Source organism: Streptococcus sp. VTCC 12905 (assembly GCF_049893385.1).
In the GTDB taxonomy this organism is placed as follows: Bacteria; Bacillota; Bacilli; order Lactobacillales; family Streptococcaceae; genus Streptococcus; species Streptococcus suis_AA.
In genome coordinates this window covers 48,706-60,992 of record NZ_JBMVJC010000007.1, presented here as the reverse complement: position 1 = coordinate 60,992, position 12,287 = coordinate 48,706, and the positions used below count along the sequence as shown (strand labels likewise).

Genomic DNA, 12,287 nt, shown 5'->3' with positions numbered 1-12,287 from the left:
TGTCCTCCTATAAAACCAGACTTCCAGTCTCAAACACTGGACCTTCTTTGCAGACGCGCTTGTTCTCGTGCTCTTGTCCTCCCTTTGGTTTGACAACACAGGCATAGCAAGCGCCCATCCCACAAGCCATGCGGGCTTCAAGTGAGAGGTAAGCATGTGGATGATCTTGGAACCGTTGGTCAACATACTTCATCATACCAGGCGCTCCACAGGAATAGATGGCAGAAAAGTCATTTGTCAGCTGCTCCACTACTGTTGCCACAGAACCTTTAATTCCATAGGAACCATTATCTGTTGTGACATGAACAGAGCCATACTTCGCCAACTCCTCCTCCAAAATCACAGCTTCTTTAGTGGCGAAGCCAATCACTGACGTGACCTTAGCACCACGCTTCGCAGCTTGTTTTGCTACCTCCACCAGAGGAGGAACACCGATGCCACCACCAATAATAAGTATCGCATCACCGTCTTTGAGAAAATCAATCTCAAAACCATTTCCGAGTGGCCCCATGACATCCAAATAATCCCCTGCAACCATGTTTGAGAAAACATCTGTCCCAAGACCCTCCACACGGTAAATAATCCGACATTGGGACCTACCATAATCAATTTCAGAAATGGAAATCGGTCTCCGCAAGAGCATTGCATCATTTGGAACCCGAATATGGATAAATTGTCCAATCCTCATTTCGGAAACCATCTCTCCTTGCAAAATCATTGAAAAAATTCGCGGTGCAAGTTGAACTTGTTCAACAAGTAACATTTGTTCTTTTAAAATCATTTTTCCCCTATTCTATAATTCTCAGAATACAAGAAAGTCGGTGCAGAGAAAAAACCTTGCTGGCTAGCAAGGTTACACGAAAAGAAGACAGAATCTGTCCTTTTTATCACGTTCCCTTCTTCGCCTCTCTGGACTCAGTTAAAGGTTATTATTTTCAGCATTATACATTTTTTCATATCATTTGTCAATTTTCATGTTAAAATAGAATTATGAGAATTCAACAATTATTTTACATTATCAAAATCGCTGAAACAGGCAGTATGAATGAAGCTGCCAAACAATTATTTATCACACAACCAAGTCTTTCAAACGCTGTGCGAGATCTTGAAAAAGAAATGAATATCAAAATATTCCATCGAAACCCCAAAGGAATTACCTTAACAAAGGACGGGATGGAATTTCTTTCTTACGCACGGCAGATTGTTGAACAGACTGAATTATTGGAAGACCGCTATAAAAATCCGAATGCCAAACGACAATTATTCAGTGTGTCTTCCCAGCACTATGCTTTTGTCGTAAATGCTTTCGTTTCCTTGTTAAAGGAAACAGAGATGGAAAACTATGAACTATTCTTAAGGGAAACACGGACTTGGGAAATTATTGATGACGTGAAGAATTTCCGTTCTGAGATAGGTGTACTTTTTTTGAATAGCTATAATCGTGAGGTTCTTCTCAAATTACTAGATGATTATCGCTTGTCTCATACATATCTTTTTACAGCAAGTCCTCATATTTTTGTTAGTAAAACCAATCCCCTTGCCTCTAAGAAATCAATCAAACTGTCTGACTTAGTTGATTTCCCTTATCTCAGCTACGAACAAGGGATTCATAACTCCTTCTACTTCTCAGAAGAAATTTTATCTCAAGAACACCATAAAAAGTCAATCGTTGTCTCTGACCGTGCAACTCTTTTTAATTTGTTAATTGGACTTGATGGCTACACTATTGCAACAGGTATTCTTAACTCCAATTTGAACGGAGATAATATCGTTTCAATCCCTCTAGAATATGATGATGAAATTGAATTGGTCTATATCAAGCATGAAAAGGCAGTTCTTTCTGATATGGGTGAAAAATTTATAGAGTTTCTTCTTGAGGAAGTAAAATTCGATAAAATTTAAATTTTTATGCCTATGAATTTAATATAATATATTTGTGAAAGTGTTTCGTAAAATAATTGAAATTTTTTCATTTTACAATAGTGAAACGCTTTCATTTTTTTTCATTCTGTGCTATAATACATGTATCAAATACAAAGGAGTGGTTAGATGGCTCAAAATAAAATGTTAGCTATGATCCTTGCTGGTGGACGGGGAACCCGTCTAGAAGGGTTGACTAAAAAAGTCGCTAAACCAGCAGTCGCATTTGGGGGAAAATATCGTATCATCGATTTTCCACTTAGTAACTGTGCCAACTCAGGTATTGATATTGTTGGTGTTTTAACCCAGTATGAGCCTGTTCTCTTGAATTCATATGTTGCTCAATCACAACGTTGGGGACTTGATGTACAAGGATCTGGTGTCTTTGTATTGCCACCGAGTGAAAAAATCGAAGGTTTTGGATTATATAAAGGAACAGCTGATGCGATTACGCAAAACATTGACTTTATTGATCTCCATGATCCTGAGTATGTACTTATTTTATCTGGTGACCATATCTACAAGATGAACTATGAAAAACTCCTTGATACGCATATTCATAAGAAAGCGGATGCTACTATCGCCGTTATTGAAGTCCCTATCAAAGAGGCTTCGCGTTTTGGTATCATGAATACCGATGAAGAATACCGCATCCAAGAATTTGAAGAGAAACCAGAGAATCCAAAGAGCAACCTGGCTTCGATGGGGATTTATATTTTCACCTGGAAAACCCTTAAAAAATATCTACAAGAAGATGATAAATTAGAAACTTCTACACACGACTTTGGTCACGATATTATTCCAAAATATCTTTCAGATGGCCGTACTCTTATTGCCCATCCATTCCAAGGTTATTGGAAAGATGTTGGTACAGTGAATAGCCTATGGGAGTCAAATATGGACTTAATTGACCATTCTGGTGATTTAGATTTGTCCGACAGAACTTGGAGAATTTACTCTGAAGACAAAGGTTCACCCGCCCAAGTTATTAGTGCTTCTGCAACTGTTAAATCTGCCTATATTGATAAAGGGGCCGTTATTGATGGTTATGTTGAACATTCCGTTATTTCAAACGATGTTCAGGTAAATAAGGATGCGGTTGTTAAAAACTCTGTTCTGTTACCGGGATCAGTGATTGGTGAAGGCACAGAGCTTGACTATGTCATTGTTGCTGAGGATGTGAAAATTGCTGATAATGTAAAACTTTCAGGAACTCTTGATAAAATTCTTTTGGTTGACAAAAATGTAAGTAAGTAAGAAAGGAATGCTATGCTAAGAAATACACTCGGAATTGTAAATATTGAAGGAAACAATGTGCATTTTGGTGACGTTATGAGTCACCGTGGTGTTCAAGCTTTTAGCTTCCTAGGTCGCTACCGTCTAATCGACTTTGTGCTATCAAATATGTCTAACTCAGGCATTACTGAATTTCAAGTTTATATGCCTGCAAGAATGCGTTCTACCATTCAGCACGTGGGTACCGGTAAACACTACAACATCAACAGTAAACGTGGCTCATTACGCTTGCTTAACAGTGTGATAGATCCAAACTCAGTTTATCAGCATGATGTTAACGCATTTTCTGAAAATATCCATTATATCGAAAGCTCTACGAAGGAATATGTCTTAATCGCTCCTTCTTACTTTATCTATAGTCAAGATTTTTCAAAAGTATTGGAGGAACATATCGCAAACGAAGCTGACATCACTGTACTCTATAAAAACGTTTCAGATGCGAAGGAAAATTTCATCGGCTGTCAAACGTTGAAATTCGGTGATGACCGTCGAGTGATTGCATTTGAAGAAAATCATGGCAAATACAAGAATCGCTCGGTTTCATTAGAAGCTTACTTCATGAAACGTACGACCTTTATCGAATTGATTCAACGTGCGAATAAGGTTTCTTCTTTATACTGGCTTAAAGATATTCTAAGAGATGTTGTGGACCAATACAAAATCATGGGATATGCTCATCGAGATTTTGTTGCTTGTATCAACAGCGTGGAAGCCTATTTTACAACTCAGCTGGAGTTGCTTCAACGGGATACCCGTAAATTGCTCTTCAAACATGACTGGCCTATCCATACACAGACGAGTGACTCCTCTCCTACCTTGTATGGTCCATTAGCTGAAGTAAAAGGCTGTATTGTTGCAAATGGAGCGAATATCAATGGTCAAGTTGAAAATTCTGTCATTGACCGTGATGTTGTCATTGAAGAGGGTGTCGTGATAAAGAACTCAATCATTCTCAATGGTGTGACCATTAAGACGGGTGCAAATATTGAAAATGCCATTGTTGATAAAGCCACTAAAATTATCCACCCAATTGACATCAAAGGAAGTCAAACTTCCCCTGCATACCTGAAACCTCATCAAATCATTTAGGAGTTGATATGACTAAAAAATCTGTTCTCTTTGTTGCATCTGAGGGACTTCCATTCATCAAAACTGGTGGTTTAGCTGATGTTATCGGTTCACTTCCTAAAGAACTTGTTAAGCAAGGTCTGGATGTAAGGGTTGTCCTTCCTCTTTATAAAAAGATTGCAATGCACAATCATTCCGACTTTGACTTTGTATCAAGCTTTGATGTGCGAGCAGGCGACATTCAATCCATGGCTAATGTTTATCGTCAAATCGTTGATGGTGTGACTTTTTACTTCATTGAGCATCGTGATTTCTTTGAACGGGATGAATTATATGGATATGATGATGACGCTATGCGATTTGGTTATTTCCAACATGCCACTTGTCGCCTCTTAGAAGCCCTGAACTACTTCCCAGATGTCATGCACACACATGATTGGCATACAGCTGCACTTCCTTTCCTATGCCGTACATTCTATAGCTACCGCGAAGAATTCCGTAGCATCAAACATGTCTTTACCATTCATAATTTAGCCTTCCAAGGTATTTTTCATAAGCAGGCACTGTGGTCTGCACTTGGCATGGACTACAGCTACTACTTGGATGGTATTGCACGTTTTCATGATGAATGCATCAGTTTCATGAAATTAGGAATTTTGTATGCTGATAAGGTAACAACTGTTTCAGAAACCTACGCACGAGAAATTCTGACAGAAGAATTTGGTGAAAATATGCAACACGTTTTAGAGTTGCGTAAACATGATCTTGTCGGTATTGTCAATGGTATAGACTATGATAGTTGGGATAGCCAAACAGATCACTATTTAGTAAAGAATTACAGCTTGGAAAATATAGCTGAGAAAAAAGCAAACAAATTGGCATTACAAGCCCAATTTGCACTGCCACAAGATGAGAATGTCATTCTGGTAGGAATTGTATCACGTTTAACCTGGCAGAAAGGCTTCTATCTTTTGACAGAGGTACTCGGACATCTTCTACAAGCTCATGTTCAATTTGTGATATTGGGAAATGGTGAAACTGATATTGAAAATGCCTTTAATCATTTCAAACAGGCATATCCTGATAAATTCGCCTTCTATCGTGGGTACAATGAGCCACTCGCCCATCAAATATACGCAGCAAGTGACCTCTTCTTAATGCCATCTATGTTTGAACCATGTGGTATTAGCCAACTGATTTCTATGCACTATGGAACACTCCCATTGGTTCGTGAAACAGGTGGTCTAGTTGATACCGTCACACCTTATAACATGGAAACGAAAGAAGGTACTGGTTTTAGTTTTGGAGGACGTGATGCCTACAGTATGCGTCAAGTCTACGATTTAGCCCTTCAAACTTACTATGACCGGCCAGAAGATTGGTTTAGGATGGTTGAACAAGCGATGAAGCGAGACTTTAGCTGGACTGCTTCGGCTGAAAAATACATCTGGCTCTATCATGAAATAAGTGGTTAGAATACAAATAAGGATTGATTTGGAGTGAGACCCCCGTCCACTCCTTTTGCACAATGGAGATTGCTATGAAAGAATTTACTGATTTAGACCTATATTATATGAATTCCGGTGAACATACCACCCTTTACGAAAAGATGGGTGCACACATAGTAAAAGAGAGAAACAAGATACTCGGTACCCATTTTCGTGTCTATGCTCCTAATGCTAGGGAGGTATTTGTGATTGGTGATTTTAATGCATGGCAAAGAAGTCATCAAATGCAGTGGGAAATTGATGGTGTTTTTCAACTTTATGTTGAAGGATTAAAGTCACTTGAGAATTATAAATATTTGATTATTACCCATGACGGTCGGGAAATATATAAGGCTGATCCATACGCATTTTTCAGTCAAGTTCGCCCAGAGACTGCTTCTACCACCTACAACTCACGCTATAAATTCAAAGATCAAGCTTGGATGAATGAGAGAGTGGAATATGACTTCAAAGAACAACCTGTCTCTATCTATGAAGTGCATTTGGGATCTTGGAAGCAAAAATTCGTCAATAGAAATGAGGGTGGGGCTCCGATAGAGGCCTTCAATAGTTATAAGGATATCACCCCGCTTTTGATCGAGCATCTCAAAGAAAACAACTATACGCATGTCGAGTTGCTTCCAATTACTGAGCACCCGTTAGACGCATCATGGGGCTATCAAGTCACAGGTTATTATAGTCCCACCAGTCGGTTTGGTAAGCCAGACGAATTAAAATATTTAATTGATCAGCTTCATCATGCTGGGATTGGCGTTATCTTAGACTGGGTTCCATTACATTTTTGTAAAGATGCACATGGTCTATACCAGTTTGATGGTAGTTGGTTATATGAATACCCTTATGAGCATGATCGAGAAAATCATCAGTGGGGAACTGCCAATTTTGACCTTGGTAAAGGTATGACACAGTCTTTCTTACTTTCAAATTTGAAATATTGGCTAGAATACTTCCATTTTGATGGCATACGCGTTGACGCTCTATCCTATATCCTTTATTGGCGAGGGGAAACGACTGAAGACAAAATAAACCATGCTGCCATCGATTTTATCAAGCGTGTCAATGCAATGGTTAAAACGGACTATAAAGGTGTTCTAATGATTGCAGAAGATTCTTCTAGCTTTCCAAAAGTAACCCATTCCTTAGAAGATGGCGGTATAGGATTCGATATGAAATGGGATTTGGGCTGGATGAATGATACGCTAAAATATATGGGTCGCCCATCTTCCTACCGCAAATACCATTCAAACGAAATAACGTTCGGAATGTATTACAACCAAAACGAGCATTTCCTTCTTCCACTTTCACATGATGAAGTTGTGCATGGGAAACACTCCATCATAGAGAAAATGGATGGAAATTACGAAGATAAATTTAATTTGGCGCGTGCCTACTATAGCTTCTATTTTGCCCATCCTGGTAAAAAATTACTCTTTATGGGCAATGAATGGGGACATATTCGTGAATGGCATGAATATACTGAAATGGATTGGAATTTACTACAATTTCCAATTCACCAATCCTTCTATCAAATGATGAAAACCTTATCTACTTTCTATAAAGAAAACGATGCCTTTTGGAAGTATGATTATCAAGCCTACGAAAAAGGGTTTAATTGGATAAAAATTGATGGTGATAGTAATCTCTTTGCATTTTCACGTATGAGTGATGACCAAGAAATTCTAACGATCCATAATTTTAATGACCAAGAACTCTTCGACGTACATTTGGATCTGCCTGCAGAATCCGAATATAAGCTAGTCTTCTCATCTAGTACCATCCCAATGGAATCATTTAGTATCTATCCAAATGAGAATGGTGTTACGATAACAATGCCACGCTTAACTAGTTTCTATTTCGAAAAAATGAAGTAGAAAAAACTTGTAAGTCTCTACTTTTAGACTTACAAGTTTTTTTGTATTCTATTCAACAGCTGTATAAGTAGCTGCTTTTTCTAAGAAGGTATCAAATTCACCACTTGATTTGACTTCTTTAATAACCTTGTCAATGCTTGTTTTCAAGTCATCACTTCCTTTTGGGAGAGCAATAACTTTTGAATTTTCATCAATAGTTGGGAATTCAATTGAAGCAATGACTAAATCTGAGTTTTGTGAAACATAACCAGCTGCGACAGGTGAATCCATCAAAACAGCATCAACTTTACCAGCTTTAAGTTCATTTACTGCTTCTCCCATTAATGTCAATGAAACAATTTTAGCCTGACTTATTTCTGATTTAGCATATGTTTCCTGAGTAGAACCTTTTTGGACAGCCAGGTTTTTACCTGACATTGCATCAATTGAAGTTAAGGTATTTGCATCATCTTTTTTGATAAGCAATACATCAGCAATTTGGTAATAGCTTTCTGAGAAGTCAAAAACTTTCGCACGTTCATCTGAGTATGATAGACCAGCAATAGCAATATCAGCTTTCCCATTTTGTACACTAGATAAGACATTATCGAAACTCATTGCTGAAACTTCAAGTTTTACTCCCAATTCATCAGCAATCTTTTGTGCAAGCATAATATCTGCACCAACGACTTCATTCTTGCCATCAACAAGGGCTTGAAACTCAAATGGTGCATAGTCTGGACTAGTAGCAACAACCAACGTACCTTTTTCTTTAATCTTTTCTAATGTGGATTGGCTTGAATCCGAACTAGAGCTTGCTGAACAAGCAGCTAAAGATAGGGTAGCGACAAATGTCGCAGCTAGAGTAAGCATTTTTTTCAATTTCATTAATAAACAGTTCCTTTTCATTCATTTCCAAATCAATCTTTTTTGATTCGATAATGAATATTCTATCGTATTTTTATTCAATTGTCAACCAATCGATTTGAATATTTATTCTCAAAAACAACTAATTATTACTGATGGATTGCTGGTAGGCCTCTTCAACAAATTGATCCATTTTACCAGAGTCAACTAACTCAGTAATGACTTTGTCAATTTTTTCCTTTAATTCGGTACTACCCTTTGGCATTGCAACCGCGTAAGAATCCGAAATTGAAGATTCAATATCCATATCAACTATTTGCAAGTCACTATTGACCCCCACGTAGGCTTTGGCAATTGGCTCTTCAAAGATGACACCATCAAGTTGACCAGCCTTTAATTGTTGAATCAAATCGCCATTTTTATCTAAACTAATTATTGTGGCCCCAGTGAATTCTTCTTTTCCGACACTTTCTTGAATGGTACCCTTTTGCGTTCCAATTGATGTACCAACGAAATCCTCGATGCTTGTTAAGCGAGTTGCGTCAGATTTCTTTATGATCATTTTGTTTACCGATTGATAATAAGCCTCAGAGAAATCATAGATTTTTGCACGTTCTTCGGTTGCAGAAATACCCGAAATGGCAATATCAGACTTACCGCTCTGTACACTCGCTAATACATTTGAAAAGCTCATGCTAGAGAATTCAACCTCAACTCCTAACTCCTCCCCGATTGCTTTAGCTAGCTCAATATCTGCACCAACAATTGTATCTTTTCCATCTACAATGGTTTTGTATTCAAACGGAGGAAATTCTGGATTCAAAGCAACAACAATTTTTCCTTTGTCTTCAATTTTTTGCAAAGTATTTGAAGTTGAGCTTGAGTTACAAGCCACAAGGATAGTAGAGGCAAAACAAATAGTCGCAAACCTATAAATTGATTTAAATTTCATAATAATCTCCTGTATAAAAAATCATAATATTGAACATACCAACAGTTTATTTTGTATGTTTATGCCATTCTAAATCATATTTATACATTTGTCAACAGTTTTTGTATTTTTATTCGTTTTTATTAAAAATTTTATGTGTGTAAATGAATGTAATGTTATAACAAGCTTTCTAATTCAGTAATATCTTCTTCAGTTGTAGACCAGCTTGTTGCTAAGCGAATTACCGTACTATACTCATCATATTTTTCCCAAAAACTATAAACAATTCCTAATTCGTCAAAATGGTTTAGGGCTTTATTCGAAACAATGATAAACTGTTGATTAGTAGGTGATTGCAGATAAAATTGATATCCTTTTTCAGTCAAGATTCTTTTTAAACGCTCTGCCATTTCAATCGCATGACGACCAATCTCCATATATAGATTTTCTGTGAAAAATCGATCGAATTGAACACCGACTACACGACCTTTTGCAAGTAATGCTCCATGTTGTTTTACAATTGTTGAAAAGTGCTTTGGCTGATTATTTTTAGTGAAGACAACTGCTTCACCAAGTAAGGCTCCCATTTTAGTTCCACCGATGTAGAAAACATCTGTTAAGGTAGCGATTGCTTTCAAATCGAGATCTGTGTTCCTTGCTGCTAGACCATATCCCAAACGAGCTCCATCTAAATACAAAGGAATTTGAAAGTGACTACAAACGCTAGCAAGGTCACTCAATTCTTGTTTTGTATACAAGGTGCCATATTCTGTAGGATGTGAAATATAGACCATACCAGGAAATACCATATGTTCGTGATTGGCATCAGCATAAAAGTCAGTTATGTATTGTTCAACGTTTGATGCTACTAGCTTACCTTGTGAATGCGGTAAGGCCATAACTTTATGTCCTGAAAATTCAATAGCACCTGCCTCATGAGTTGTCACATGCCCTGTTTCTGCAGCAATTACTCCCTCATATGATGCAAGCATTGAATTTATGACCAATTGGTTTGTTTGTGTCCCCCCAGCTAAGAAAGTAACTTGTGCAAGTGGACAATCTGTTGCTTCACGGATTTTCTCTACAGCACGGACAGTATAAAGATCAGTCCCATATCCAGACAACCCTTCATTGTTTGTTTCAATGATAGCTTCTAGAAGCGCAGGATGAAGCCCTTTATTATAATCATTTTCAAAATGTAACATAGATCCCTCCAGTAAAAAATTAACTCCCCCTATAATTTGGGGCATATTTGGGGCAGATATAACAAAAACCCTTGTAAATCAAGGGTTTTTAAGTATATTTAGTCCACCCTGAGGGAATCGAACCCCCATCTCAAGAACCGGAATCTTACGTGATATCCATTACACTAAGGGTGGAAAGGAAAAACTTGCCGAGGCAAGTTTTTAAGTGAATTACAATTCAATGTCACCGAAAAGGTCAGCCATTGAGAAACCTGATTGAGTTTCTGGTAATTCGTAATCACGTTTTTCTTCACGTTTTTGGCGACGTGGACGTGAAGCACGTTTTTCAGCTCTTTCTTCGCCTTCAGCTGCTGCTGGACGTTCTTCCAAAGCCTTGATAGAAAGTGACACACGTTCATCTGCTGAGTTCACTTCAAGAACTTTAACAGTTACGTCTTGACCTACTGTCAAAGCATCTTTAGGATTTTCAACACGTTTGTGTGAAATTTGTGAGATGTGAACCAAACCGTCGATACCAGGTAATACTTCGACGAATGCACCAAAATCAGTCAAACGTTTTACTTTACCTTCGATTACATCGCCAGGTGCCAATTTTTGCTCAACGCCATCCCATGGGCCAGGCTGTGTAGCTTTCAATGACAATGATACGCGGCCTTCAACTTCGTCGATAGCAAGAACTTTAACTTCTACTTCTTCACCAACAGTAACAGCTGATTTAGGAGATACGTTACGCTCATGTGACAACTCAGTCAAGTGAACCAAACCATCAACACCGCCTAAGTCGATGAAAGCACCAAAGCTTGTAATGCGAGCAACTTTACCAGTTACAACATCACCAACAGCCAATTTACCGAATACTTCAGCACGTGCTGAAGCAGCTGCTTCTTCAACTACATCACGACGTGACAAGATGAAACGATTCTCTGCTGGATCAACTTCTTTGATTTTAGCGTCAAATTCTTGACCTACAAAACGCTCAGTGTTACGAGTGAAACGGCTATCAATCATTGAAGCAGGAATGAAACCACGCAAGCCTTCAATTTCAACTGCCAATCCACCTTTAACTGCACGAGTAACTTTGACAGTTACAACTTCACCTTCACGACCAACAAGCTTGTCCCATGCTTTACGAGCTTCCAAACGTTTTTTAGATACAAGATATGTAACAGTGTCTGTATCTTTACCAACAACTTGGCGAAGTACAAGCAACTCAAGTGTTTCACCAACTTTAACAAGGTCGTTGATGTCAGCATTACGATCGTTTGTCAACTCACGAAGCGTTAACACACCCTCTACACCAGTACCTGCAATTGCAACATTAGCTTGTCCAGCGTCAACTGTCAATACTTCAGCTGTTACCACATCACCTGGTGTAACTTCGCTTACACTGTTCAACAAATCTTCAAATTCGTTCATTATTAATAAACCTCCGACAATCGGGTTTCTACACCCAACAAAAAATATATTTTATTAAGGCACACGCAAGGACAACTTATGGACATCTTTGACGAATTAGGACTTGCCTAATACCTTTACTGGGGTAGCTGGATTCGAACCAACGCATGAGGGAGTCAAAGTCCCTTGCCTTACCGCTTGGCGATACCCCAAAAAGAGATACAATTCATTTATTTACTAGTCACAA

Annotated in this window: 10 protein-coding genes and 2 tRNA genes; 5 read left to right on the top strand and 7 right to left on the bottom strand. The window is 38.2% G+C overall.

All coding sequences use genetic code 11. From position 1 onward, the window contains the following. Positions 1-7 precede the first annotated feature (7 nt). Positions 8-781: a dihydroorotate dehydrogenase electron transfer subunit gene (locus ACPC58_RS04080; RefSeq protein ID WP_434065330.1), complete on the bottom strand. Its 774-nt coding sequence runs from the start codon at positions 779-781 to the stop codon at positions 8-10. Positions 782-990: 209 nt separating this feature from the next. Here ACPC58_RS04080 and ACPC58_RS04075 point away from each other — a divergent pair, with 209 nt between their 5' ends. The 5 genes from ACPC58_RS04075 to glgB all read left to right on the top strand — a co-directional run bounded on the left by ACPC58_RS04075 (position 991) and on the right by glgB (position 7,663). Next, positions 991-1,902 (top strand): LysR family transcriptional regulator, encoded by a 912-nt coding sequence (locus tag ACPC58_RS04075; RefSeq protein ID WP_130554507.1) that lies wholly within the window; start codon positions 991-993, stop codon positions 1,900-1,902. 147 nt (positions 1,903-2,049) lie between these two features. Further along, positions 2,050-3,177 carry a glucose-1-phosphate adenylyltransferase gene (locus ACPC58_RS04070; RefSeq protein WP_434065329.1) on the top strand — a complete coding sequence of 376 codons (1,128 nt, stop codon included), beginning with the start codon at positions 2,050-2,052 and terminating at the stop codon, positions 3,175-3,177. A gap of 12 nt (positions 3,178-3,189) precedes the next feature. Beyond that, the gene (gene glgD, locus ACPC58_RS04065; protein WP_434065328.1) at positions 3,190-4,305 is read left to right on the top strand and encodes a glucose-1-phosphate adenylyltransferase subunit GlgD; all 1,116 of its coding nucleotides are present in this window, start codon (positions 3,190-3,192) and stop codon (positions 4,303-4,305) included. An 8-nt stretch (positions 4,306-4,313) separates the two neighbouring features. Beyond that, positions 4,314-5,759: a glycogen synthase GlgA gene (glgA, locus tag ACPC58_RS04060; RefSeq protein WP_434065327.1), complete on the top strand. Its 1,446-nt coding sequence runs from the start codon at positions 4,314-4,316 to the stop codon at positions 5,757-5,759. A gap of 65 nt (positions 5,760-5,824) precedes the next feature. Continuing rightward, a complete protein-coding gene (gene glgB, locus ACPC58_RS04055; protein WP_434065326.1) occupies positions 5,825-7,663 on the top strand; it encodes a 1,4-alpha-glucan branching protein GlgB in 1,839 nt (612 codons plus the stop codon). 48 nt (positions 7,664-7,711) lie between these two features. Here the strand turns inward: glgB and ACPC58_RS04050 are convergent, their stop codons facing one another. From ACPC58_RS04050 to ACPC58_RS04025, 6 genes are all read right to left on the bottom strand, one after another. Continuing rightward, complete coding sequence (locus ACPC58_RS04050; protein WP_434065347.1) at positions 7,712-8,524, bottom strand: transporter substrate-binding domain-containing protein; 813 nt, start codon at positions 8,522-8,524, stop codon at positions 7,712-7,714. A gap of 127 nt (positions 8,525-8,651) precedes the next feature. After that, a complete protein-coding gene (locus ACPC58_RS04045; RefSeq protein WP_398577533.1) occupies positions 8,652-9,464 on the bottom strand; it encodes a transporter substrate-binding domain-containing protein in 813 nt (270 codons plus the stop codon). A 152-nt stretch (positions 9,465-9,616) separates the two neighbouring features. After that, positions 9,617-10,645, bottom strand: a complete 1,029-nt coding sequence (locus ACPC58_RS04040) for a threonine aldolase family protein (RefSeq protein ID WP_434065325.1) — start codon at positions 10,643-10,645, stop codon at positions 9,617-9,619. Positions 10,646-10,747: 102 nt separating this feature from the next. Then, positions 10,748-10,819 (bottom strand) — tRNA-Arg (locus ACPC58_RS04035). Positions 10,820-10,855: 36 nt separating this feature from the next. Continuing rightward, entirely contained in the window at positions 10,856-12,061 is a 1,206-nt protein-coding gene (gene rpsA / locus ACPC58_RS04030) for a 30S ribosomal protein S1 (RefSeq protein ID WP_434065324.1), read from the bottom strand. A gap of 119 nt (positions 12,062-12,180) precedes the next feature. Continuing rightward, positions 12,181-12,252: transfer RNA gene (locus ACPC58_RS04025), tRNA-Gln, on the bottom strand. Between the last annotated feature and the right edge of the window lie 35 nt (positions 12,253-12,287).

Excerpts from the sequence above, each read along its gene's own strand:
- ACPC58_RS04075 (WP_130554507.1), top strand. The coding sequence starts at position 991 with ATGAGAATTCAACAATTATTTTACATTATCAAAATCGCTGAAACAGGC.
- ACPC58_RS04040 (WP_434065325.1), bottom strand. The coding sequence starts at position 10,645 with ATGTTACATTTTGAAAATGATTATAATAAAGGGCTTCATCCTGCGCTT.
- ACPC58_RS04070 (WP_434065329.1), top strand. The coding sequence starts at position 2,050 with ATGGCTCAAAATAAAATGTTAGCTATGATCCTTGCTGGTGGACGGGGA.
- rpsA (WP_434065324.1), bottom strand. The coding sequence starts at position 12,061 with ATGAACGAATTTGAAGATTTGTTGAACAGTGTAAGCGAAGTTACACCA.
- ACPC58_RS04080 (WP_434065330.1), bottom strand. The coding sequence starts at position 781 with ATGATTTTAAAAGAACAAATGTTACTTGTTGAACAAGTTCAACTTGCA.
- glgB (WP_434065326.1), top strand. The coding sequence starts at position 5,825 with ATGAAAGAATTTACTGATTTAGACCTATATTATATGAATTCCGGTGAA.
- glgD (WP_434065328.1), top strand. The coding sequence starts at position 3,190 with ATGCTAAGAAATACACTCGGAATTGTAAATATTGAAGGAAACAATGTG.
- glgA (WP_434065327.1), top strand. The coding sequence starts at position 4,314 with ATGACTAAAAAATCTGTTCTCTTTGTTGCATCTGAGGGACTTCCATTC.